The sequence below is a fragment of the Thalassorhabdus alkalitolerans genome, from assembly GCF_042656525.1.
Taxonomy (GTDB): Bacteria; Bacillota; Bacilli; order Bacillales; family Marinococcaceae; genus Thalassorhabdus; species Thalassorhabdus alkalitolerans.
Map to the genome: position 1 here is coordinate 855,016 of NZ_JBHSOZ010000003.1, position 24,617 is coordinate 879,632.

The window sequence follows — 24,617 nt, forward strand, 5'->3', positions numbered from 1 at the left end:
CTGTTGGCAGAGTCCTCAGCCAACGCCAGTAAAATGAAACAGCACGGTTGGCTGCTCTTTATTCACAAGACTGATTTCTTCATAATTTTCATCATGAAGAGCCAGTTCCTCTTCCTCTTCTCCGCAGGCAGCAAGCATCATAACTGCAAGGGCCAGCAGCCCAGCTAAGAGGAGCCTAGGATAAACTTTTTTCATAGGGGTCTCTCCTTTAACATATACATCAGCTCGAACCGATTACTGCTTTTTTCAGGTCCCAAGACAGTGTATCAGTTATTCAATGTCAATCCAATTAAAATGCTTCCCTATGAACCTGTAAGGTATTTCAAATCCTCAACAATTGGAGAAGTATCATTATCAAGTCCATCATATTTTCTGATGACTTGTCCTTCCCCATCAACCAAAAAGAAACTAGTAGCATGGACAATGTCCTCTTCTTCAGGCACCTTTTGGACTACACTTCTAAAAGAGGACTGAGCAAATTCTTCTATTTCCTCATCTGAGTACCCTGTGAGGAAATTCCAGTTACTAAAGTCTACATTGTAATTTTCACCGTAATTTAAAAGTCGTTCCGGCGTATCAAATTCAGGGTCCACTGTAAAAGAAACAATCTGTACAGGTACGCCCTCTTCTTCCAACTCTCCCTGCAAATTAAGCTTATTAGGTGTCATTAAAGGACATACGCTCGGACAGCGGGTAAAGATCATACTCGCAAGCCAGTAGTCACCTTCAAGTTCAGAAAGCCCAAAAGATTCTCCATGCTGGTTTGTATACTCAAAATCCTCAACCTGCATGTCTGCTTCTGAAATGTCATATTCACTTTCTGCAGCCGGGCTGGCGTAAAGCCATCCGCATCCACTTAGGAGAAAAATCATTCCCATAAATATCAATAGTTGCGTGTTGCGCATAAGTCTCCCCCTGTATCTGCAATGACTGCCCATCTACCTCTGAAGCCAGGGCAGCCGTTGTTGCTTTTGTAGTATACGGTTTATTGACCCTTTAGCTGATTCAAATTGGCGGTAGGTAAATCACTAATCGTCAGTTCACCGTCTTGTGTCTTTTCTTTTGTAAGCCATTGTTTAAAAATCACTCCCATCATTACTCCATAGGTGATTTCCTGGACAATCTTCATTGTGACACCTGCCAGCTGCTGGTCGTTCAATGTATCAAGATATTGAAATCCATCTGACCAGTTAAACATTCCAGCCGGAACAGTGGCACCAGCCGGTAAACAATAGGCCATCACGTTTGCCCAGAAAGCAGAATCTGTATAGGTAGCATACAAAGGCTCCCCGGCAAAAATAATAAGAGCACACGCAGGAGTGATTAACACAGAGTTTCCAAAAATATATGCTATCCTGCGAAGCTCCGGAAGCTGGTCTTTGTCAGGCAGCGGGGCAATCATGTGCCACCACATAAGCCATGCACCGGCAAAAAGTGCTATTTCATAAACACTGTGCCAACCTGGAGAAAGCATAAGAGTATCAAAAACAAACGGAAAGTGGTAAAAAGAAAAGAGAGCATTAAAGGTAATCAGCCCTACGATCGGGCTCATAATAATTTTGTAGCTTACCGGTGACCGCTTTTTCCAGCGATGCATCACGGTCTGCAAAAACCACTTAGGCATCGAAGCAATGAACAATGGCACAGCTACAAAGTAAGCAAATAGCATTTGAGCCATATGGAGAGACAATATCATGTGTCCGGCTACATACAACGGGCTTCCCCATCCTAAATAAAGCGCCGTAAGAGCCAGGCCGAAATATACTTTTTGTTTCATCGGTACAGGCTTTGAATTGATAAAGTGAACGCTCCATTTTTCGATAAGTAAATAATATAAAACAATAAGCCCCAGCAATATGATGAAAAGTTCCGGAGTCCAAAGGGCTCGGATTGAAAAAGTAGAAAAGAATTCTCCCATCCCTTTTTTCGCCTCCTTAATGTATGGTATGGAAGGTTACAGGTTAGACAAGGCTAACTCCATGTACTACTATAGCACATTTTTTAATTACTTCTGATAGGATTCTGCCCTATTTCTTTCTCGTTTTTTTACAATCCATTGAACAAGATGGGGCCAGCTTATTATCAGCAAATTCTATGCTAAATCAATAAACAACAACGGAGGGTATAATTATGGATAGACATTTAATTGTCCTTGACCTGGACGGAACTCTGCTTACTGACAATAAGACAATTTCAAAACGCTCCCTTCATGCATTACGAGAAGCCAGAAAAGCCGGACATGCTGTGGCCATTGCAACTGGAAGGCCTTTTCGAGCAAGCCAGATGTATTACCAGGAGCTTGCTCTCGATACTCCTATCGTCAACTTTAATGGTGCTTTTGTACATCACCCAGCCGATTACTCTTTCAAAGGGAGACATTCCCCGCTGGATTTAAATGTCGCTCAGACCATTATTGATACGTGCCAGGCATTTAACGTCCAAAACATTATGGCCGAAGTAGTCGATGACGTATACGTTCATGACTACGATGAGCAGTTTGTTGACCTTTTTTCCATGGGAACAAGCCCGGCAGCCTATGGGAATCTAAAACATATCCTTGATAAAGACCCTACTTCTCTTCTCGTTTATCCAAAAGAAAAAGAAGACGCTGAACATTTACAAAGCCTTCTGGGCAACAAGCATGCAAAAGGTGTTCATCAAAGATCCTGGGGAGCTCCTTTTCACATGCTTGAAATTATCAAAACAGGAAACAACAAGGCCGCAGGCTTGGAATTGGTCACCGAATACTGCAACGTTTCAATGGAAAACGTTATCGCTTTTGGAGATGAGGATAACGACTTGGAGATGATAGAGGAAGCAGGAATAGGAGTGGCGATGGGTAATGCAATATCTGACTTAAAAAACATCGCCAATGAAGTGACCCTCACAAACGAGGAAGATGGGATTGCTCTTTTTCTTGAAGATCGTTTAAGCCTGCCATCCCCTTCTAAAAGATGAGAGAGAAGGGACTTTCTTTGTTCCCAGCCTATATCATTCACTTAAAATAAAAAGTCACGCTTCATTTTTAATAATGAGACTTGTACTATAGGAAGAGAAGGATAAGAGAGGGGAGAATATGGAATGTTTGGTAAAACTAAAGGACTGAAGCAAGGAGATCCATGCCCGCCTTTTAGTCTCCCGGACATACACGGGGAGAAACATAATATTGAAGGTTTTCGCGAAGAGGCTGTTCTTCTTTATTTTATGCGAGGAACATGGTGACCGAACAGCCGAAAAGAGCTCGGGAAGCTCTCTGAGATTTATAATGAAATACGCAAGGAAAATGTTCAACTTTGGACTGTTTTTGGGCAAAAGCCGGATCCAGTACAAGAGTATGCTCAAAAACATAAAGTCCCTTTTCCTATGCTGATTGATGAAGACAGGTCCGTTATTAAAAAATTTGATGTCTACCAAAGCATCGGCATAGACGGGGCTAACATTGCAAAGCACAGCTTGTTCCTTATATCAAACGGCGGTTTCATAACATACCGTTATGTGGGGAAAAGCCAATTTGATTTTCCTTCTGCAGCTAAAATTAAAGAAGTGATAAAACAATCCTGACCCTTTCCTTCAACCTGTGATAAGATAATAATGTTTGCTTATACTACTATTTTTCTCCTATATATTGCCTAGAATGCCTTTTGATCGATTTTCTTTATGAAGAGAGGGAGCAGGAATGAAAATTTACGAAGTGCCCAAGGATGCAGAACAGCCATTACGCGAGGAAATCGCCCGATTACTTATGGGGCAGATGGATGCCCTAGGAGAAGAGAATGCCTACGACCTTCTCCTGAATGCAATCAATTTAGCTTTGGAAGAAGGATCACAAGCTCATATTTTCGTAGCTGAAAGTAATGGAAATGTGCTTGGGGTTGCTTTTTTAAATATTGGAGTAGGATTAAACAAAGGTGGATATTATCTTTGGCTTAATGATCTGTATGTCCATAAAGAGCATCGAAATCAAGGAATTGCAAAGCGTCTTCTCCTAAAAATAATTTATTGGGCTGAAAACAATGATATTAAAGGAATAGAGCTCGAAACAGGAGTTAACAATGCGGCTACTAAAGCCCTGTATAATTCACTTGGCTTCTACGATGTTGTTTCCAAGCGGTATGGATTCCGGTTTTAATGAGGCGGCCTTTTACAATGGCTGCCTTTTTTAGGATTGTTATGGGATCTTTAACAACTCCTCTTTATAGAAATCTCTCTTTTTGATAGTGAATAATCAAAGTCATAACTGCCTGTTCTTCCCCCCCATTTTTGTAAGAATGGTCAACGTTTGCCTGGAACCTGAAAGCGTCCCCTTTCTTAAGCGTATATACCCTTTCTTGAATCATTACCTCTACTTCTCCCTCACTAATGAATAAGCTTTCTTCTACACCATCCTGATGAGCATGAGAGTGATAGTGCCCGCCCCTTTTTAGTTTAATATAAAAGACTTCAAAGGACCGATCACGTTCCTTTGGAAATACTGGCTGAACGACAAAACCACCATGGCCTCCGTCCAGCTCTTGCAGCTCCTCTGCTCTAATATGTATAATGTCAGGCTTAGGCTCTTCAATGAATGTACTAAACGCTTCATCAAGGCCGGACGCAATCTTCCAGAGAGTACTAACTGTGGGATTGGAGATTCCCCTTTCAATTTGACCGAGCATTGGTTTGCTTACCCCTGTCATTCCTGAAGCTTGTTCCAACGTTAACCCTTTTCTCTTGCGTACTTCTTTTACCTTTCGTCCGATCAATGTATTTAGTTGATTTTTTTCCACTTCTATCACCTTGTGAAAATGTATGCTATAACATACAATAATATGGTATATTGTAACATACTTTTCTCTACATATAGAACAACAAAACGACTTGAGAGGAGCCTTGTCATGAGAACTGCTCTTGCCTTTCCCGAAAATACGCTTGCGTCGGGAATAAGAGATGGGCTGCCTATTGCGTTAGGTTACCTACCCGCAGCCGTAACATTTGGGTTCTTGGCTGAAACCACAGGCTTATCGATGGGGGAAGCCCTAGCGATGAGTATTTTTGTATTTGCTGGCGCAGCACAGTATATGGCTCTTAGTCTCCTTGCCATTGGGACCGGCGCCTTGGAAATCATTTTCACTACGTTTATCGTCAATATCCGCCACTTTTTAATGAGTGCTTCTTTGAATGAGAAAGCAGTGCCTGACCATCCTTGGAAGAAGGCGGCCTATTCGTTTGGATTAACCGATGAAGTATTTGCTGTTACCTCCACAAAAGAAGGGAATGTAACCTCTTCATATATATTTGGTGTATTTATCGTTTCCTACTTAAGCTGGGTGATTAATACAGGAGTGGGCCACACCGTAGGGTCACTTTTACCTGAAACGCTCCAGCAAAGCTTAACCTTTGCCCTATATGCTTTGTTTATTGCCCTTCTCGCTCCTTCGCTCAAAAAACACAGGAAGGTCCTGGCTCTTGCGGTCTTTGCAGCTGTATTAAACGGGACGTTCAGTTTGTTTTTAGCCGAAGGATGGTCCATTATTTTAGCAACACTTCTTGCCTCTATTGCTATTGAATGGCTTGAACCTAAGAAAACGTCTCAGCAAAGATCAGATACTATTAAAGAAAGGGGCTCATAAACATGTCATCTTCTCTTTTGCTTATCATTCTAGGAATGGCAGTAGTAACCTATATTCCCAGAATGGTCCCTCTCGTCTTTTTAAACGCTAAAGCCATACCCCCAAGACTTGAGGGTATTTTAAAAAACGTCCCCTTTGCAGCACTGGGGGCTCTTATTTTCCCTGGGATACTCTTTATACACGAATCCCCCTGGTTTGGCGTTCTTGGAGCAGCTGCTGCATTCACTCTGGCTTTTTTGGGCGGGAACCTTATCATCGTGGTCTTAGGGTCAATTTTAATTCTTACGCTTCTTACGCCTTTTTTTTGATAGAACCACTGTCCCCTATGTAAATAGGTTCAGTAAATGACTAATGTTGATAAAATAAAAGCATGAAACTCCTTCGGGAATAGCATGAACAGAAGATCCCCCGGGGTGTTTTTAAGCTGAAGACATGCACGTGCCCGTACTTGTACCCTAAGTTGCAAGCGAACATCTTTTTAGGAAAATCACCAACCATATGTAACAAAGTTTATAAGAATAAAAAAAGAGAGAAAGAGAGAAAGAGAGACGAGATCTCGCCGAAACCCGTCTTTCCTGCCGCTGAAAAAGGCAGTCTACTTTCTTTTTCAGCCAAACAGACATGAATAAGCGGTTGAGTATTTCCTCCCAGATGACTAAAATATAACTACTGAACAAATAGGCAGGTGAACAAGAATGGTTTTCTCTTCCCTACAAGACGATCGTATCTCCCCATCAATCAGTCAGTTATTTACAGATCAGATTAAACAATCAGGGGAAAAACTCTTACATAAACAATTGCTTTTCATGGTCCATACTTCTTCATCTGTCTTTTCGGGACACGTCTTACAAGACTGTGAACATCATATCCCTGTCTTTGACCGTAAGGAGTTTACGAACTCCACATGCACGTGCAGTGCCCCGTTCCCATGCTCACACCTGTGGGCTCTTGTGTTATCCAGCACACATTTAGGCGACGAAGAAAAATATGCACCTTATCATTCTTTCATGCTCCACGAGGCAGCAAGACAAGAAAAAAGGACCGCTAATATTTTCCAAGGTTTTCAAGCACAAGCACATAACGGTGAAAAAAACAAAGATCTGGCTGCAGACTGGCGGTTTATTTACAATGGGCAAAGTGAACCCAGCAAGAAAATTATAAGCTGTCTTACTTTCATAGAATCTATCTTCTCTTTATTCCACTCTTTCCCTGACAATGGAAGAGATACACAAGACAAACACCTGAAGGAATTATTGTCGTCTTTCTTCCTTGAATGTGAGATTTTGTTTTTCCAAACAGAGGATGAACCAGACGAATTTCATGAATGGCTGACGAACTATTTATTTGATCAATACGCTCTTTCTTTCCCTTTTTCCTATACTCCTTACCAGGCGTTACTGCTTTTATGGGCTGTCTCGCGTCAACAACAAACTCAGCTACATAAGATCCAGGAGCGGACAGCAGCTATTTCTAAAGAATTTCCGTTTGATTTATCTCCTGCCCTGGCTGCCTCGGCAATGGCCATGCACAAAGGCGAAAAAGAAAAAAGCCTGAAATACCTCGTTCCCTGGAAAGGCAGGCTGGAGCCGGATGTAGTCTTATTTCACTTACAATCCATGTATGCTTCAAGTGATTGGAGCTTCTTAGAAGCCTTTTTACATAAGCTTTTTACTGATCAAGCAATTTATCGTAAGACCCAGCTTCTTTTTTATAAGAGGGAGTTATTTTTACAAAAGTACAATCTTCCTCCAGAAGAGCTTGACCTATGGGATAAGTGGGTCGCCCGGCCGGGAGTGCTGAAGTTTAACAAACAGCAAAAAAACTCTGCACTTTCCAAAGAACGAATCCTTGAGTATATTCTTCCAAGGTTAGAAGCCAGCCTTCAAGAAGTCGAAACCAAAAAGCTGTATGTCCGGCTTATCTCCCAGGAAAAGTTATACTCTAGAGGATTAAGACATTTATTGAGCCTTCAAAAGTCGCCAGGAAACATGACTGATGAAGAAAGGCAGCTGCTGGCAGCTGCTGAACAAGATTTTCCGGAACAAACGCTGGCCTTATATCACCAATACTTTTTACAATGCATAAAAAAGAAAAATATTACTGCATACCAAGAAGCCATCGTCCTATTAAAGAAAATGAAGCGAATCTATATTTCTCTCGAACGACCGGAAGCTTTCCAGATTTTTTTAAAACAAATCAAACAAAGATACAGTACGTATCAAGCCCTTATCAGGGAGTTGAAAGCCATTGAGCCAGCTAAATAATATGAGTCTCCCTATCCTTCATATAACATACAGCCAGCCGGGCAAATGGGTGGCCTGGTGCGAGAAAGGGTCCATGTCTCCCGCCACTGCCTACGGCAGGTTTCCCTTTCTTTTTCCTATACAAGAATGGGCTCCCTTAGTTTTTTATGAAGAAACAGAAAGTTATTTTGGGACAATGATCTCATCTGTGGAAACAAAAGTAACAGTACCGGTTAAAAATGGCGAGGGGGAAAGTGAATCAGGGGTCTTTCAAGCCCTTCTTTCCTTCAATCCCACAAGCAATCATAGTGTAGAAAGCCTGTCTTCTTTTTTGATAGAAGGCGTTGCAATAGAATATAATGACCTGTTTTTAAAACGAACATCTGCTCTTAGAAGCCAGGCGGCACAAGGAAACATTCTGTTAGGAAAGGACGCTCAGTACTGGCTTGACTTCTTCCAGGAAATTATTTCACTTTTAAAAGACAAGTCGTTTTTTCCGGGACAAGACGGACATTGGTACCTGAAAGGCATAAACACCCAAAAGTGGTTTGAAGCTATGCCTCCTGCTGCGGCAGCGGCCGAAATATCTGACTCTCAAGAAAAGCGTTTTCCTCCATTTCTCTCTGGTAGCTCTTTTACACAGCTTACTCATCGGACGGCGGACTTCATTATAAGAAATACGTTAGGTAAAAACGATACACTGCGGTCATCGCTTATAAACGATATGGAGCACATGGATGCCCAACGGCACCTTGACCCTGGCTTTTCAAAAAACACCCCGTGTGAGCCTGAGCAAAAGCCGCTATTTTCTTGGTTTCAAACGTATCCATTCCAACTTGCTGTTTCTATTACTGAACCCGTAAACATGGCTAAAGAGTGGGAGATGGAAATCTTTTTACAGGATAAAACTTCCCCTGATGTTACAGTAAATATAGAAGACATTTCTCGTGGGCTTCACCCTTGGAAAGAAAACCCTGTTCCTTACTTTATCCGGGCGCTGAAGGATCTTAAAGAGATTGCTCCTTCCCTTCGTGAATTTTCTCTCCATAAAGGAAAGATACGCTTATCAAGGGCTGAGGTTGGCATCTTTTTATTTCAAGAAGCGGGTGCATTGAAGAAGCAGGATATTGCTGTCCTGGTCCCTAAATCTGTCACGGTTAAAAACCAGCCCGATAACATAATCATGAAAGGTCAGCCTTACCATTCGACAGTAGACCCCCTGATCAACTGGGATGATCCAGAGTCTTTACAATATGACATTCAAATTGGGGATTTCCGGCTGACAAAAGAAGAATTTCTTCTTCTTATTGAGCAGCAGGAACGAATTCTTACCTGGAATGATCAATGGGTTGTATGGGATCCAGGCCTCATGGAAGCATGGTACAAGAAGATTCAGCAGCAACCTATGCAGCAAGTCATGAAAATGGCAGTACGAGACATGGAAAGCTCTTCCTCTGTTTCTAAAGAGGAGTGGTACTCTGCCTGGGAAGGAGATATATCAACGTTGTTGGAAAGAGCTTACCGGCAGGATCCTGTGCTACTATCTCCTCCAGCATCATTTAAGGGAAAACTTCGACCTTATCAGCTTGCCGGATACTCCTGGCTTATCCAGCAAAGGCAGCTCGGTCTTGGGTGCTGTCTTGCTGATGACATGGGGCTTGGAAAAACAGTACAGACGATAGCATATATGGTTACTGTTCTTTCCCAAAATAGCCGTCTCTCTTCCTCCCCTTTTCTATTACTTGCACCTACTTCTTTAATTGAAAATTGGAAGGAAGAATTTCAACAATTTGCTCCTTTTACAAACGTTCTTCTTCACTATGGAAAAGACAGGGCTGTGACAAGCGAGGAACTTCTCAGCCAGAACGCTGATGTGATCATTACTTCCTATGGGCTGGCAGCTCGAGACGAGAACATCCTGAAAACAATTATCTGGAACGGTCTTATTTTTGATGAGGCCCAATATCTTAAAAATCTGCAGTCAAAACAAAGAAAGAGTGCTGCAAAGCTGAAGGCTGTCCATAAAGTCGCGTTAACCGGTACGCCAGTTGAAAACCGCCTCCATGAGCTGTGGTCGATTCTTGACCTGTTAAACAGAGGATACCTTGGTTCAAAAGCTCAATTTGAAAAAGACATTATCCAACCCTTGCAAGATGATAATGAAGAAAAAAAGCAGCAGGCATTACAAAAACTGCAAACTCTTATTGCCCCCTGCCTATTACGAAGAAAAAAGAGCGATGAATCCTTACACCTTCAGCTTCCAATGAAAAAGGAACAAACTCATTTACTTGGCTTAACAGAAGAGCAGGCGGCTTTATATCAAGCCGTTGTTAATAACTTACTCCGGGGAGTACAGGGAAAAAATGAGACAGCACGAAGAGGAGCTGTTTTTGCAGCCTTTACACATCTTAAGCAAATATGTAATCATCCAGCACAATATTTAAAACAAGAAAGATTAGAATCTCACCGTTCCAAGAAATGGGATTATTTTCTTTATCTCCTTGATAACATTAAAAACCTGGATGAAAAAGTCCTTGTCTTTACACAATATACAGAAATGGGCTCCTTAATAGAAAAAGAACTCAATCATCACATGGATATACCTGTATTCTACTTGTATGGTTCTTTGTCCAGGCATGCAAGAGAAAACCAAATTAAGATGTTCAAAGAACACGAGGGGTGTGCAGTATTCATTCTTTCCTTAAAAGCCGGTGGCGTGGGGCTTAATTTGACAGAAGCTACTCATGTTATTCATTATGACCGCTGGTGGAATCCTGCTGTTGAACAACAAGCAACAGACAGAGCATATCGCCTTGGCCAAACTTCAGACGTTACCGTCCACACTCTCGTTGTAAAAGGTACCATTGAAGATAAAATTGATCGGCTGATCAAGGACAAAAAAACACTAAATGATGAAGTACTTGCTAATGATCTTCCGCTGTTTGACAAATCAACAGAAGATGAACTAGCAAGATGGTTTCAATTGGAATAAGTGAGGAGGCAGGCGAATGAATAATATAACAAAAGAGCCCTGGAAAACTTATTGGTACGGCACAAAACCTATTCCGTCACCCCACTCTGATGATAAAAACAATGGAAACATTCCCCAGCCAGAAGATATAAATAAGCTTTGGAGCTCCTGCATAGAAAAAATTGCAAAGCATATATAAATAGTTTCCAGCCATCAATCGAGATTAAAAATGTTGTAACTTAACCCAATGAAAAAAAAGGGGCTGTCTCAAAATGTTTTGAGCACGGCCCCTTTCTACATCTAAATCACTGACAAAGACTAGCATTCGTTATCGCTGACGCTTCTCGCATGCGCATTACTTAATTTTCACCTTATTCTATTGCGACTGTCTTGTGGATGGTCATTTCTTCTTCTTGAACAGCTTCATCATTCACTTCAAATGCGGTTACTGATAAGCGTACTTTATTCTCCCCGGGAGGCAGCTTCCGTTTTTCAATATTCCCTTCCCAGGTATGACCTTCTTTTCCCTGAATCACTTTCTCTGTTAACACCTGGGTAAACATCATTCCCTCTGAATAGCGATAGAGTTCTTCACCATCTTCCGCTGTTACAACCACTTCCACTTGCTGGCTAGTGCGAAAAAATAAACGAAGAGGTTCTTCTCCAGTATTTTGAAGAGTTAATGACCAATCTACTGTATCTTCCCTTTCGTCGATCTCTGCAGAAAGCTCCCAGCCGTTGCCCATCGCTGTTTCTCCTTCCTTTGAAGAATCATCTTCATTCATTTGTGTTGAACCGCATGCTGCTGCAAGAAATAGTACTAACAACAAGCCCAACTGCTTCATGACGCTCCCCCTCTATCCTCTCCTGTTTCTCTATCATATCATGTGTAAAAACAGAACAATGCCTTCCCCCTAGATAGAAGAATAATACCCATTGGGCTCATTAAGATCGCAATTTCCATTAGTTATCTTTGCGAAACACTCCAAGAATACTAGTTGTAGTAAGGATATTTGTGAACGCATCAGGGTCCACCTCCTGCAAAACCTGTTGCAGGGCATATAATTCATATCTGGTTATAACAATCATCATAACTTCCTTATCCGAAGAGTCAAATCCGCCCTTGGCAGGAATTCTTGTTATCCCTCTTGTAATGTGTTTATGAATGGCCGCTCTCAGCTCATCTGGTTTCTTCGTAACGATCATTGCTGTTACTTTTACATGTCTAGTATGAATAGCGTCAATAACCCTAGAACTTACATAAAGGGCCACCAGAGTATATAAGGCGCTTTCCCAGTCAATCAGAAAGCCTGCTCCTAATACAATCAAAGCATTGAGCAAAAAGAAATACGTACCAACGGGGCGGTCACTTAATTTTGCAAGAATAAGAGCTATGATATCAAGACCGCCCGCTGAAGCCCCCCATTTCAAGGCAAAGGCTGCCCCTACTGCGGTAATAACGCCGCCAAACACCCCGTTTAACAAAATATCAGGTGACAATTGTATGATCGGTAACGTCTCAAGGAAAAATGTAGTTAAAGCTACATGCATAAAACTGTAAAATGTAAAAAGCTTCCCAACTTTTAACCAGCCCAATATAGCAACCGGCACATTGAGAATAAATAGAAGAATACCCGTTGATAGTGGCAGGAATTGTGCAAGGAGCTGAGCGACACCCGTTAACCCGCTTGCAAAAACTTGAGCAGGAATTAAAAACATATTCAGCCCTATTGCCATAATGACAGCCGAGACTACAATAACTCCTACCTTTTGTACTTCCTGCATTAATGTTGAACTCTTCGTAATCATAAACTGACACCTCGGCAATATAAATAATTCGTCTGCTGCTTCTGTACATTGGTGAAAGAAGAGGACGACTTCACACTAAGTTTCTTCGTTCAAATCTTTCTAGCCACCCATTTAACCATAGCTAACATGCCTTCTCTTGTAACCTTATGACCTGAAGCTGGTTCAAGGTGAAATACCGCATTGTCTTCCTGAACGTCTACGGCTTCATGTAAAGCCTGATAAAATGCATAGGCACTATGATAAGGCACCACATCATCAAGTTTACCGTGCCAAAAAAAGAGAGGCCTGTCCTTTATTTTCTCAACCTGCGTTGATATATCGTAAGGGCGCAGCGCAGCTACCTGCTTTTCCGTTTCCTCAACACTTAGATTTAAAACACCTTCTTGAGTAAGTCGGCTGATTTGTTGACGGGCAAATGTTTCCCAGGACGGGTTTCCCATTAACACAGCTCCTCCTTTAACCCAATTAAATGCGGCAAGCGCACCGCTTGTCAGAATGCCACCCATAGAAGTGCCTGCCATAAATAAACGCCCGTCTGCTATTAACTTCCGCTCTTCTAAGGCATCCCGAACGGCACTTGTATCCCGGATCCCCTGAAGAACAATATCCCAAAATGACAGGCTTAGTTTTTTCTGAGAAATCCCTTCTCCTCTGTCCCCGTGATATAGCGCAGCAGGGAGTATAACACGAAGACCTTCTTTAGCCAATAAAAAAGCATAATGAAGGTTATGCTCTTTTGCACTTGTAAAACCATGCCAAAAAATAACGGTTGGTAAAGACAGCGACTTTCTTTTTTCGTCTGATACGATAAGGGAAGGGATTCCGCGAAGTTTAATATCTTGTACAGCAATCATTCTAGCACATCCCTTTTTCATTAGAATGGGTTTTTTTTCTTTTTCTATGTATTGTCTTTGTCCACAAGGAAAAGGGCTGCCTGGTTCAGGCAGCCTTTTGGCTGAATATGAAGAAGACAAGGGAAGTAACTCCCTTGTCTTCTATCCACACGGTCATGGTGTAAAAATTTTATCACACGTCACTTACCTTAGCACCTGCCGGGGATTTAGCCGGATCTTCATCCTCGCGATCTTGAGCTTTATTATAATGGAACACTGAGGTTTGAGCCCCTTCAGCTACCATGTTGTTATCATCAATATCATAAGGATCAGAATGTCCTACCTTTTCATTTAATTCTTCATCTTCATCCTCTTTTGCTTGTCCTTTAGCTTTAGCTACTAACCGCTGTGATGCATGCATAACCTTTTCTTTTCTTTCTTCATTCTTCATTACGTAAGCTACAATTCCAGCAACTGCTGTTGCAATACTTGATAACATTACTAATCTTTTTGCCATTACTCTATTTCCCCCTATCAGAATATTTATTATTTACTTACCCTACTTGTTTAAATATAAACACTTTTTCCTGACAGGGAAAAAATACTCTGGCTTAGACGCTGTGAACTATTTATCCCATAACACAATTCTTTGAATGCTTTCCTCTTTTTCATCGCCTATAAACCAAAGGCTGCCATGGTCTACTTCATAGATATAGACTCTGTTTCCGTCTATTAATTCAGTTTCATGATCCCGGCCATAGACTCTTTGTACTTCAAATAGAGGGTCCCCAGGAGACACGCCTTTGGATGTAGAATGATCAGCAGACGCCATCATAATATATGTAATATAACCGTCCATTACTTCAAATTGAACATCCGGCACTTGGCCTGTTCTTTTTATCCCATACCTATCTGTATACATAAACTCATTGTTTCCTCCATAAAATCCTACATAGTCAGCTGCCTGGCCAAACCCTGTGTTCCAATGAATATCGAAATTCCTATCTACTGCCTGAACTGAATCCCCTACACTTGCTCCCTCAATTCCAAGAAGGTTTCCAGTTTCCAAATGAAGATGATCTGGATTATCATACCATGAGGCCTTCATACCCAGATCCTGCAGTGCTTCAATGCTGACTGCTTCTTGACCTTCCACTTCTTCAACCATTGAACGTTCTTTAATATAGTCAAACGGCTCAGCAAATTCTCCCTCCCCGCTTCCATACTCTTCATATTTAGAAAGAGCCTGGATCGCTGCCGGTAATGGCAGGAATAACTCTCCTTCCTTAAAAAAAGGGGTGTATATTTGGCGCTGCCCGTCTATGTATAATTCAGGTCCTTCTAAAGAAGATTCATGAAATGACTGTGCTTCTCTCTCATTTATTTCTTCAATTTGTTTTTGGTCCGCTATGCCCTCTCGATCTGCTTCTTTTGCCTGAGTGCTGCCTTCCCAACTAAAAGGAGCTGATAACTGGCCTGAAAACAGGAAAGCAGAAAAGATACCAGATATTATTACATTCACTTCAATCCCCCCCTCACTTTCTTGCTCTATTTAATTTGAGGCTTTTGTCCTCCATACATAAAAAAAAGAGGGACAGGCCCTCTTTTCATTATAAAACGTTATCCATTTTTTTGAAATGTTTTCCTTGCTTTTATCAAGGCCTTCTTCCAGTTATCATCCTAAAGATTAAAACAACTAAGGCTATAACAAGTAAAATGTGGATTAATCCTCCGGCAATTTCAAATAAGAATCCTAACAGCCATAATGCGATGAGCACTCCAATAATCGTCCATAACATGTTAACCCTCTCCTTTGCTTCTCAGCCATCATAGCAGCAGATCACCTTTATTCTCACAGCTGCTCCAATTATTCCTTACCTTTCTCATTTCCTCTTTTCTTCTCCACTAAACTCACGATACTGAAGAGCTCTCTTACCTAAAAAAAGAACCTGACGATAAGCTAAGCTTATCGTCAGGTTCTTATATCATGTCTGCTTGGAGTATAGTCCCTCTATGTCTCTTACTTGCCCTTCCCAGCCGGATTCTGTTTCACTTTCCCAGGCAAGCATTCCACCGGCAAAGTTTTTTACATTTTCAATTCCGTTGTCTTTAAAGTATAAGGCGACATGATGACTCCTTGTCCCGCTCCTGCATATAAAGATGTATTCCGCATCCTTGTGAAATTCTTCTATTCTCTCTGGGATGCTTTGCATTGGGATTAACGGGACGTTGGGAATATGCCGCTCAATATATTCCTCAGGCTCCCTCACGTCAATAAGAATCGGTGAAGACTTCTTTTGGTCAAAGATCTCCTTTAATTCTGCATAATCGAGTTGTTCGACACCATCTAGGTCATAGCTCATTTTTTCACCCTCTTTCCTATTACAATTTGCCGTCCTCCTCAGGGGGCTTTCTTAATTTCAACAATCGGTAAGTATGACTGACAATGACCTTTCCTACGGCATAAGTCGGCACAGCAAGAAGAAGTCCTATCAACCCTGCAAAACGGCCTGCCACCAGGAGCAGGAGAATAATTGTTAATGGGTGAATGGAAAGCTTTCTTCCCATCACCTGAGGGGCAATTACATTGCTCTCTATTTGCTGGACGACCACTACTATAATTATAACTAATAAGGCCATTAATGGCGAATGCAACAGACCGACAATAACGCCTGGAAACGTTCCAATCCATGGGCCGATAAACGGAATCACGTTTGTAAACATGGCCACCAGTGCCAGAACGAGGGAGTAATCTAGTCCAATGATTAGATAGCCAATATAGACTAGCACGCCAACACAAAAGCTCACAATAATCTGTCCTTGTATGTAAGAACTTAATGCGTTATCCATATCTGATAACACTTTCCTGCCCTCCTGCTGATGCTTAAGCGGCAGAAGCTTCAACACCATATTAGGAGCCTTCTCTCCTTCTTTTAACATATAAAAAAGAATGAAAGGAATGATTATAATTATTATAAGGAAATTGGCAATTGCCCCAAAAAGACTTGCTAAATTGCTGCCTAATTGTCCTGCAAAGTCATTTAAATACTCTGCTGCCTGGCGGGTAATTTCTTCAATACTCAGTTCTTCATTCTGTTCAATAACATTATTAATCCATTCATTATTCTGAAGCTCAATAATCATATACCGTATTTCATTGATAAAAAACGGTACATTATTTACAAAACTATAAAACTGACGCTGTAATTCGGGACCTACCAGGTAAATTAAAAAAGAAATGAGACCAGCCCCGCCTAAATACAAAAGAAGAATAGCTGCGACCCTTGGCATCCTCCTGCTTAAGACCTTTACAACTGGCCTTCCCAGGTAATACAGCACTCCGGCCAGAATAATTGGGGCAAACAAGGTTTGAATCAGGACAACAATCGGTGTAAAAATAAAATCAATCAGCGTTCCTAAATATATAATAATAAAAACAACTATAATCCCGTATCCTATTGTGAAAAATTTTCCCTTTGGCATCTGATCACCTACTGAAATTATATGATAAAAATATAACTATTATATCATATATGATAACCTCCTCTGCTTACCTCACCAACTCTCGATCATTGTTATTACTTGGGCAAATACCGGGCAAATATGTTCACTATTGCTTCCAGGCAGTTTACTTTTGTAACATTCACAAATATCTGTCAAAAACAATGTATTTAGTGTAAAAAATATCCAAATGGACTAGGTCCTTTGGTAGTAATCCTTTACTTTTATAGGCAATTTTGCTTTAATTAAAGCGTGAACCTATGTTCACTTCAGACAAAATATAAAGGGGGAAACAAGATGAAATCTAAGTTTTCATTTTTGCTTGTCATGCTGCTTACTTTCGGCCTGTTTCTAGCAGCTTGCGGGGAAGCTGAAGACGGTGCAGATGAGGGTGCTGAAGACGCTCCAGACACTGAAGAAACAGAAGATGACGCAGCAGAAGATGATGGAGAAGCTGCCGGGGATGAAATGACAAGACTTCAATTAGGAACTGGGAGCACAGGGGGTACATACTACCCGCTAGGCCAGGAAATGGCTAATGTTATGAATAACCACGTTGAATATGAGGACTTTGATGTAAGTTCTGTCTCTTCTGGTGCTTCTGTGGACAACCTTGCTCAAATCTCAAGAGGAGAAATGCAGCTTGGTATGACTGTTCACCTTCCTGCACAGGATGCTGTAAATGGCGAAGGTGAGTTTGAGGGCCATGCTGTAGAAAACGTTGGATTTATGGGACACATTTACCCGGAGGTTATGCAAATTGTAACTACGGAAGGGTCTGGTATTGAAAGCGTTGAAGATCTTGAAGGAGCTAATGTAGCAATCGGGCCTCCAGGGTCGGGAACACAGGAAGCTGCCCGCTTAATCCTTGAAGCTGCTGGTCTTGAAGACGGAGACTACAATGCTTATGAAGAAGGATTTGGCGATGCTGCCGGCCAGATTCAAGACGGTAATATCGATGCTTCCTTTGGATTGTTAGGTCTTCCAGACAGCACAATTGATGAGTTAAGCAATCAGCGTGATTTAAGAATTATTTCAATCTCTGACGATATTCTTGATGAAGTAGAAGCGAACAGCGGCTATGAAAGAATGGAAATCGAAGCTGACAGCTACGACTTTATGGAAGAGTCAGCTATGACTGTAACGGCATACGCAGTTCTTGTAGGATCTACTGATCAGGTAAGTGAAGAGCTAGGCTACGAAATCACTCGTGCCCTTTATGAAAACGCAGATGAAATCAGCCATACTCAAGGTCAGCATACTACAAAAGAAAATGTTATGAATGGATCTGATGATCTCCCTCTTCACCCAGGAGCAGAGCGCTACTTTGAAGAAGAAGGTCTTCTAGACTAATATCAGTAGAAACGGGCCGATCTGGTCCGTTTTTTACTTTCCCCCTTTAAATAATGAGAATATTATGGGAATTAAGGTATTTCCGCCTATTAAAATGAAGAGACATAGCGATTCATTTTTGTTATGATGATTGTGATTCCTTTCTCCTCCATGCTTACTGAAACTTCTACTCTGCAGCCTACATACATTAAAGGTACTTTTATACTACAAAAGGTGGTGAGTGAATGACTGACAAAGATAAAAAGAAGGAAAATAAATCAGGCAGCGGTGCCTCCATAACCGAACAAGTGGATGCCCAGGAGAACCAGTTGAAAGAGCAGGAAATCATATCTAAATATGATAAAGAGTCTGCCTATCGTCAGAACTTGATGAAATGGGGATGGGTCGTTGCTATTGTGGGGATCTCCCTCACTATTTTCCACTTATATACAGCAGTTAATGGTCCCTATGTTTCGATTGTACAGGGAGCTATCCATCTTGGTACAGGGTTGGCGCTGATTTTTATCTTATATCCGATCAAGCGCTCCATGACAAAAAAGCCGGGTGTCCCCTGGTACGATGTACTCCTTGCTGCCATAGCTTTATATTGTAATTTCCATATCATTTGGAATTATGAAACGTTAGTCAGCAGTTCAATTGTCGCTGGGTATACAGATTTTGATACGCTAGTTGCTGTCACGGCAGTCGTCTTACTGCTTGAGGCTACTCGACGTGCTGTCGGGCTTCCCATTGTTATCATCGCGCTGGGCGCGATTTTGTATGGGGTTTATGGCGACTGGGCCGGACTGGGCGCTTTCTCTCACGGCGGGTTTACATGGGAAAGATTGACAACACGTCTTTTCTTTACTACCGAAGGGATTTTTAGCACCCCGATACAAATTTCATCCACTTTCATTTACCTCTTCTTATTCTTTGGAGTGATGCTCGTCCAAAGTGGTATTGGAAAATTCTTTAACGACCTGGCCTTTGGAGCTACGGGCCGATTTACAGGTGGAACGGCAAAAGCTGCCGTATCAGCCAGTGCCCTTCAAGGGATGGTAACAGGAAGTTCTGTTGCCAATACGGTAAGTTCGGGTTCCTTTACAATTCCCATGATGAAACGCGCAGGATTCAAGCCTGAATTTTCTGCTGCTGCAGAAGCCTCTGCATCTACCGGTGGACAGATTATGCCGCCTATTATGGGGGCTGCAGCTTTTATCATGGCAGAATACACAGGTGTGCCGTACAGTGAAATCATTTTAGTTGCTATCGTCCCTGCCATGCTTTACTTTTCTGGTGTATTTATGGGAACGCATTTCCAGGCCAAAAAACAAGGAATCTACGGACTCCCTAAATCGGAGCTTCCGTCCTTTAAGGGTATTTTAAAAAGAATGGACTTGATCGCTCCTCTGGTTGCTATCGTAGCACTGCTATTGATGGGCTACACAGCTACCTTTGCTGCCATGTCAGGTATCGTTACAGCCTTTGTGGTCAGCTTGTTCCGGAAAGATACAAGAATGTCCCTCCGCGATCTGTTATGGGCGTTTGAAAAGGGTGCTCGAATAGCCCTCCCTGTCATTGCTGCGTGTGCCACAGCCGGGATCATCGTGGGCGTCGTTACCTTCTCAGGACTGGGCGGGAAACTTGCAGGCGCTATCCTGGAGTTGGCAGCAGGGAATTTCTTCTTACTATTGTTCTATACAATGATTGCTTGTATTTTGCTTGGTATGGGTCTGCCAACAACAGCCAACTATGTTGTGACTGCCTCTATCGCTGCTCCAGCATTGATTCAGTTTGGTGTCCCAGATATTGCAGCTCACTTCTTTGTTTTCTATTTTGGTATTGTGGCAGATATTACACCCCCTGTTTGTTTGGCCGCTTATGCAGGGGCCGGGATAGCCAGGGCCAATCCAATGGCAGCCGGGGTAAATGCCTTAAAGCTTGCCATTGCAGCCTTCATCATCCCGTACGCCTTTGTGTACAATCCAGTGCTGGTGCTTGAGGATGCTACGGCTATGACGCTTATTCCAGCAGTATTGACTGCTTTGATTGGTATGGCTGGTGTAAGTGCCTCATTAATGGGTTACTACTTTGCTAAGCCAAATATCATTGAACGGATTTTGTTATTAGCCGGAGGCCTTATGGCTATCTACCCTGGAAACTTAATGATTTCTCTACCAGGTATAGCAATTCTGGTTGTTATCGGTATTATCCACCATTTCCGCAACCGTGGAAGCAAACAGCAAACAGCATAACATCAAAAAAACTGTGCGGTTTCACTCCGCACAGTTTTTTCTATTAATCATGAAAGACATCAAATGTCCCCCATAATTCCTCTAATTCTTTTAAACGACCCTCTACTTTCTCATGCTCTGAGCGGGTGACCGCAGTAATTAAAGCACTCACTATGCTCAAAGGGGCGCTAAACGAGTCTATAAATGAATTAATCTCCGTTGACGCCAGGAGCTTTCGGTCTCCGTATGGTACAAGGGGCGACATTAAGTGGTCTGTAATGACCAATGTTTTAGCACCTTGCTGCTTGACATACTTTAACACTTCTACTGTTCTTTTTGTATATCTGGAAAACCCAAAGCCTATCACAAGGTCTTCATCAGTGATATCAAGCAAATGCTCTGAAACTCCATCAGCCTGTGTCACCATTTCTGTATTCTGCAAGACCAGGTCTAAATAAAATTCTAAGAAAAGACCTAAACTGGCCGCACTTCGATAAGCAATGATATAAATTCGCTTGGCCTGAATGATATCGTTCACTGCTTCATGAAAAACCTTGGAGTCCATTTGTTGAAGAGTTGTATTCAAGTTTTGAATATCATCTGCTAGTATCTCTGTTACAGCATTTTCAGGCTGATCTTCTTTATCAGTTGTTCTTGCAAAGACCTCTGCTGAAGTCCATTTTCTTTGCAGTGCTTCCTGCAAGTGACGCTGCAAATCTGGGTACCCCTTGTAATCTAAGAAGACAGCGAATCGAACTACTGTAGCCTCACCAACCTCCACGTTTTTAGCGAGCTTAGAAGCTGTCAAAAAGGGAGCCGTTTCTGGATTGTTTATTAAATAATTTGCGATTTTCTTTTGAGATTTGCTCATCTCATCCTGAAGATCAATGATGCGCTGATACACTTCACTTTCCAGCATGGTCTCTCATCCCTTTGTTGCCAAAACCTTCTGAACTGGTATAAAAGGAGGGAATCTATTTTTGCTCACACTTTCTGCATATTAAGATTTATAGGCAGGGTGGCTGCTTATCTTGGACAGCACCCGTTCATAGGCTTTAATGGTCTCATCCACTTCTTTTTTTGTATGAGCGGTTGATAGACTGTAACGATTTAAAGGCTTTGTATAAATCCCCTCTTTTAACAGCTCAATATCTATCTTTTTTCTTGTTTGCAGGTCTGTGTTTTGAAGGTCCCGGTAGTGTAAAATTTTCTTCTTATCAGTTAATACTACACTAAAAATTGAGCCCACGCCAACTGCCTTCATTGGAATTTTATAGCGCTTAAATGTTAATTCCAACCGCTGTTTTAAATAGGTGGTTAAGGAGAATACTTCATCACTTTTCTTCTCAAGTATTTCTATGGTAGCTAACCCCGCAGCCAGAATGGAAGGGTGCCCATTGTACGTGCCGCTGTGAAATAAAACTTCATTAGCAGTAGAGGCTTTACTTTGACTGCTGTCAAAAACATCAGCTCCTTTTGCCGGCGCACTCATCATCATAATTTCTTTTTTACCTCCAACCATTCCAACAGGGTAGCCGCCTCCTACTGCTTTCCCTAACGTAGTAATATCGGGCTTCACATCATAAATTGACTGTGCGCCTCCAAGGGCTACCCGAAAGCCTGTTTTCACTTCATCAAAGATTAATACCATACCGAGCTCTTCAGTAATTTTACGCAGGCCATGGATAAATTCCCTTTCAGCGGGGATAAAACCAGCCTGTACAGGTTCAATCATCACACAACCAATTTCATCTTTTCTCGCTTTTAAAATCTTTTTACAAGCTTTTAAATTATTAAAGGGAAGGACCACCGTATTTCTAACTGTTGATGGACACATGCCTTTTGATTCTGCTATACCTTTTGGTTCGTCTTCTTCTCCTGCGTCGTCGACAGACGGATTTACACTAACAAGCATTTGGTCATAACCTCCGTGGTAATGTCCCTCAAACTTGGCCACTTTTTGTTTACCAGTAAAAGCTGCAGCAAGGCGTATAGCAAGAAGTGTGGCTTCTGTCCCTGAATTAGTGTAACGAAGAAGCTCCATGCTTGGATAATACTCTTGGAGCTTTTTCCCCATCTTGATTTCCAGCTCATGAGGAGTACCAAACAGCCATGTTCCGTCCTCTTCCACCTGCTTGATCACTGCCTTTTTTACTTCTTCATCCCCATGGCCAGTCATAAGGGCTCCGTAGCTCATTAAATAATCAATATACTGATTATTATCTACGTCTGTAAGATAGGCCCCTCTCCCGTGCTTCATGACAATAGGATACGGAGCAAAGTGCTTAATGTTAGCTGTCACACCGCCAGGCATTACTTTTTTTGCCTCTTCCATAAATTCATAAGAGCCTTTCGTTCGTTCTGCCAGCTCCATGACTGGATGCTGCCTCTTCTCAATAGCCATTTTCTTTCATTCCCTCACTTTTGAAATTAATTTTTCTTTTGATGAAATGCATGAATTGTTAATTTCATTCTATGATAACACTACCCAAATGTGAAGGCAATTATTCATAATTTCTCAATAAATGAAATTATAATTTCAAAAAAAAAAAAAAAAAGAGAACTTAAATGAAATATTAGTTTCATTGTACAAACAAAAAAGAAAGTCAAACTTCATATGCACATTGTATGTCCAATATACCGAAATTTCCCCTTCATTTTTCCCTTTTTATTAAAGTTTTCTTTCTTTTTTGACGTTTTTGAACTCATATGTTTTAATCTATATAGCTGTAAATTGACTCCTTACTGAGTCATTTACATATTTTTTAAAGCCTTATAACTCTCTTATTCTATGAAAACAACCGTCTTACTAAGGCGGTTATTACCACAAGGGAAGGTGATCCTATGGCACAGCCGAAGTACATTATGGATATCGATAAGATTAAAGAAATCCCAGAAGAAGAGCGGGCAAAACTGAAAAAAATTACTGACAAATTTGTTTTCCGGGTAAATGAGTACTATTTAAGTTTAATTAACTGGGAGGATCCTAACGATCCGATAAAAAACCTTGTTATTCCTAACGAAGGAGAACTTGAAGAGTATGGACGCTGGGATGCATCAGATGAAGATACAAACTATGCAGCACCAGGATGCCAGCATAAGTATAAAACGACTGCTCTTTTGATCTGTTCGGAGGTTTGCGGAGCCTATTGTCGTTACTGTTTCCGCAAACGTTTATTCAGAAATGATGTAAAAGAAGCCATGTCAGACGTTGATCCAGGAATTGAATACATCCGAAATACTCCTGAAATCAATAACGTGCTGCTTACTGGGGGAGACCCTCTTATTCTTGCAACGAAAAAGCTGCGCTATATCATTGAAAAGCTCCGTGAGATTCCTCATGTAAAAATTATTCGCATCGGTTCAAAGCTTCCTGTATTTAATCCAATGCGTATTTATGAGGATGAAGAATTGTTACAATTAATCAGTGAGTACTCTACGCCAGACAATAGAATTTATATTATGGCTCACGTAAACCATCCTCGTGAAATCACGGCGGAAGCTAAAAAAGGCTTTGATGCATTGCATAAAGCTGGGGCCATTGTCGTAAATCAAACGCCAGTATTAAAAGGGATTAATGATAATCCGGATGATCTGGCAGAATTGCTTGATAAGCTTTCCTGGGCAGGAGTAACTCCTTATTACTTCTTTATTAACCGCCCTGTTGCCGGTAACAATGATTTTGTACTTACCTTAAAAGAGGCGTATGACGCTGTAGAAGCTGCTAAAGCGAAAACAAGCGGACTAGGAAAAAGAATTCGTTTGTCCATGAGTCATACTTCAGGAAAAATTGAAATTCTTGGCATTGAAGACGGAAAAGCATATCTTAAATATCATCAATCCCGAGATGAGGAATATGGTAAGTTTATGGTTCTCGACTATCCTGAAAATGCAGCTTGGTTTGATGATCTGCCAGGAAACGAACAATACTGGACGAAGCCTAAGAAAAAGGTGGAAGAAGTCGTTTCAGTAAATGAAATGCCTGATATGCCTCAAGGCCGAAAAGCCCTCAAGAAAAAGAAAGTAACAACACAGTAAGTAAAGCGTAAGCTTGCGCGCTGGCTTAGAAACTTAAACACAAAACA

Annotated in this window: 25 protein-coding genes and 1 pseudogene; 12 read left to right on the top strand and 14 right to left on the bottom strand. The window is 41.5% G+C overall.

Features of this window, described 5'->3' with window-relative positions; translation table 11 throughout:
• Positions 1–15: 15 nt before the first annotated feature.
• The 3 genes from ACFPU1_RS06965 to ctaG all read right to left on the bottom strand — a co-directional run bounded on the left by ACFPU1_RS06965 (position 16) and on the right by ctaG (position 1,918).
• Complete coding sequence (locus tag ACFPU1_RS06965; protein WP_054634946.1) at positions 16–195, bottom strand: hypothetical protein; 180 nt, start codon at positions 193–195, stop codon at positions 16–18.
• Between the two features lie 107 nt (positions 196–302).
• The gene (locus ACFPU1_RS06970) at positions 303–905 is read right to left on the bottom strand and encodes an SCO family protein (RefSeq protein ID WP_385939705.1); all 603 of its coding nucleotides are present in this window, start codon (positions 903–905) and stop codon (positions 303–305) included.
• Between the two features lie 80 nt (positions 906–985).
• The gene (gene ctaG / locus ACFPU1_RS06975) at positions 986–1,918 is read right to left on the bottom strand and encodes a cytochrome c oxidase assembly factor CtaG (protein WP_385939707.1); all 933 of its coding nucleotides are present in this window, start codon (positions 1,916–1,918) and stop codon (positions 986–988) included.
• A 212-nt stretch (positions 1,919–2,130) separates the two neighbouring features.
• On the opposite strand from ctaG, the gene ACFPU1_RS06980 reads away from it, so the two are divergent.
• The 4 genes and pseudogenes from ACFPU1_RS06980 (at position 2,131) to ACFPU1_RS06995 (ending at position 4,129) form a co-directional block, all read left to right on the top strand.
• Positions 2,131–2,958, top strand: coding sequence for a Cof-type HAD-IIB family hydrolase (locus ACFPU1_RS06980; protein ID WP_385939709.1), 828 nt, complete (start codon positions 2,131–2,133; stop codon positions 2,956–2,958).
• A gap of 123 nt (positions 2,959–3,081) precedes the next feature.
• Positions 3,082–3,222 (top strand): thioredoxin domain-containing protein, encoded by a 141-nt coding sequence (locus tag ACFPU1_RS06985; RefSeq protein ID WP_157049683.1) that lies wholly within the window; start codon positions 3,082–3,084, stop codon positions 3,220–3,222.
• An 18-nt stretch (positions 3,223–3,240) separates the two neighbouring features.
• Positions 3,241–3,561: pseudogene (locus ACFPU1_RS06990) on the top strand (peroxiredoxin family protein); the annotation flags it as partial.
• 115 nt (positions 3,562–3,676) lie between these two features.
• A complete protein-coding gene (locus ACFPU1_RS06995; protein ID WP_385939711.1) occupies positions 3,677–4,129 on the top strand; it encodes a GNAT family N-acetyltransferase in 453 nt (150 codons plus the stop codon).
• Between the two features lie 64 nt (positions 4,130–4,193).
• On the opposite strand, the gene ACFPU1_RS07000 is transcribed toward ACFPU1_RS06995, so the two are convergent.
• Entirely contained in the window at positions 4,194–4,766 is a 573-nt protein-coding gene (locus tag ACFPU1_RS07000) for a helix-turn-helix domain-containing protein (protein WP_385939713.1), read from the bottom strand.
• Positions 4,767–4,874: 108 nt separating this feature from the next.
• Here ACFPU1_RS07000 and ACFPU1_RS07005 point away from each other — a divergent pair, with 108 nt between their 5' ends.
• The 5 genes from ACFPU1_RS07005 (at position 4,875) to ACFPU1_RS07025 (ending at position 11,022) form a co-directional block, all read left to right on the top strand.
• Positions 4,875–5,609 carry an AzlC family ABC transporter permease gene (locus ACFPU1_RS07005; RefSeq protein WP_385939715.1) on the top strand — a complete coding sequence of 245 codons (735 nt, stop codon included), beginning with the start codon at positions 4,875–4,877 and terminating at the stop codon, positions 5,607–5,609.
• Positions 5,610–5,611: 2 nt separating this feature from the next.
• Positions 5,612–5,917, top strand: coding sequence for an AzlD domain-containing protein (locus ACFPU1_RS07010; RefSeq protein WP_385939717.1), 306 nt, complete (start codon positions 5,612–5,614; stop codon positions 5,915–5,917).
• A gap of 387 nt (positions 5,918–6,304) precedes the next feature.
• A complete protein-coding gene (locus ACFPU1_RS07015) occupies positions 6,305–7,873 on the top strand; it encodes a hypothetical protein (protein WP_385939719.1) in 1,569 nt (522 codons plus the stop codon).
• Entirely contained in the window at positions 7,857–10,844 is a 2,988-nt protein-coding gene (locus ACFPU1_RS07020; protein WP_385939721.1) for a DEAD/DEAH box helicase, read from the top strand. Before ACFPU1_RS07015 ends, ACFPU1_RS07020 begins: the two co-directional genes overlap by 17 nt.
• Positions 10,845–10,860: 16 nt before the next feature.
• The gene (locus ACFPU1_RS07025; RefSeq protein WP_385939723.1) at positions 10,861–11,022 is read left to right on the top strand and encodes a hypothetical protein; all 162 of its coding nucleotides are present in this window, start codon (positions 10,861–10,863) and stop codon (positions 11,020–11,022) included.
• Positions 11,023–11,194: 172 nt separating this feature from the next.
• Here ACFPU1_RS07025 and ACFPU1_RS07030 read toward each other — a convergent pair whose 3' ends face one another.
• The 8 genes from ACFPU1_RS07030 to ACFPU1_RS07065 all read right to left on the bottom strand — a co-directional run bounded on the left by ACFPU1_RS07030 (position 11,195) and on the right by ACFPU1_RS07065 (position 16,948).
• The gene (locus tag ACFPU1_RS07030) at positions 11,195–11,668 is read right to left on the bottom strand and encodes a BsuPI-related putative proteinase inhibitor (protein WP_385939725.1); all 474 of its coding nucleotides are present in this window, start codon (positions 11,666–11,668) and stop codon (positions 11,195–11,197) included.
• Positions 11,669–11,786: 118 nt separating this feature from the next.
• Positions 11,787–12,632, bottom strand: a complete 846-nt coding sequence (locus tag ACFPU1_RS07035) for a YitT family protein (protein WP_385939727.1) — start codon at positions 12,630–12,632, stop codon at positions 11,787–11,789.
• A gap of 89 nt (positions 12,633–12,721) precedes the next feature.
• On the bottom strand, positions 12,722–13,486 hold the full coding sequence (locus tag ACFPU1_RS07040; RefSeq protein WP_385939729.1) for a prolyl oligopeptidase family serine peptidase: 765 nt from the start codon (positions 13,484–13,486) through the stop codon (positions 12,722–12,724).
• Positions 13,487–13,658: 172 nt separating this feature from the next.
• A complete protein-coding gene (locus tag ACFPU1_RS07045) occupies positions 13,659–13,982 on the bottom strand; it encodes a hypothetical protein (RefSeq protein WP_385939731.1) in 324 nt (107 codons plus the stop codon).
• 108 nt (positions 13,983–14,090) lie between these two features.
• The gene (locus ACFPU1_RS07050; protein ID WP_385939733.1) at positions 14,091–14,987 is read right to left on the bottom strand and encodes a hypothetical protein; all 897 of its coding nucleotides are present in this window, start codon (positions 14,985–14,987) and stop codon (positions 14,091–14,093) included.
• Positions 14,988–15,120: 133 nt separating this feature from the next.
• On the bottom strand, positions 15,121–15,264 hold the full coding sequence (locus ACFPU1_RS07055; RefSeq protein ID WP_157049686.1) for a lmo0937 family membrane protein: 144 nt from the start codon (positions 15,262–15,264) through the stop codon (positions 15,121–15,123).
• A gap of 186 nt (positions 15,265–15,450) precedes the next feature.
• Positions 15,451–15,828 (bottom strand): rhodanese-like domain-containing protein, encoded by a 378-nt coding sequence (locus tag ACFPU1_RS07060; RefSeq protein WP_054634962.1) that lies wholly within the window; start codon positions 15,826–15,828, stop codon positions 15,451–15,453.
• 19 nt (positions 15,829–15,847) lie between these two features.
• On the bottom strand, positions 15,848–16,948 hold the full coding sequence (locus ACFPU1_RS07065; protein ID WP_385939736.1) for an AI-2E family transporter: 1,101 nt from the start codon (positions 16,946–16,948) through the stop codon (positions 15,848–15,850).
• Between the two features lie 315 nt (positions 16,949–17,263).
• On the opposite strand from ACFPU1_RS07065, the gene ACFPU1_RS07070 reads away from it, so the two are divergent.
• Both ACFPU1_RS07070 and ACFPU1_RS07075 read left to right on the top strand, forming a co-directional pair.
• Entirely contained in the window at positions 17,264–18,319 is a 1,056-nt protein-coding gene (locus tag ACFPU1_RS07070; protein ID WP_054634963.1) for a TAXI family TRAP transporter solute-binding subunit, read from the top strand.
• Positions 18,320–18,543: 224 nt separating this feature from the next.
• Positions 18,544–20,553: a TRAP transporter permease gene (locus ACFPU1_RS07075; RefSeq protein WP_385939738.1), complete on the top strand. Its 2,010-nt coding sequence runs from the start codon at positions 18,544–18,546 to the stop codon at positions 20,551–20,553.
• A 43-nt stretch (positions 20,554–20,596) separates the two neighbouring features.
• Here the strand turns inward: ACFPU1_RS07075 and ACFPU1_RS07080 are convergent, their stop codons facing one another.
• Complete coding sequence (locus ACFPU1_RS07080) at positions 20,597–21,451, bottom strand: MurR/RpiR family transcriptional regulator (protein WP_054634964.1); 855 nt, start codon at positions 21,449–21,451, stop codon at positions 20,597–20,599.
• A gap of 81 nt (positions 21,452–21,532) precedes the next feature.
• The gene (locus ACFPU1_RS07085) at positions 21,533–22,936 is read right to left on the bottom strand and encodes an aspartate aminotransferase family protein (RefSeq protein WP_385939740.1); all 1,404 of its coding nucleotides are present in this window, start codon (positions 22,934–22,936) and stop codon (positions 21,533–21,535) included.
• Between the two features lie 440 nt (positions 22,937–23,376).
• Here ACFPU1_RS07085 and ACFPU1_RS07090 point away from each other — a divergent pair, with 440 nt between their 5' ends.
• Positions 23,377–24,570 (top strand): KamA family radical SAM protein, encoded by a 1,194-nt coding sequence (locus ACFPU1_RS07090; RefSeq protein ID WP_385939742.1) that lies wholly within the window; start codon positions 23,377–23,379, stop codon positions 24,568–24,570.
• Positions 24,571–24,617 lie beyond the last annotated feature (47 nt).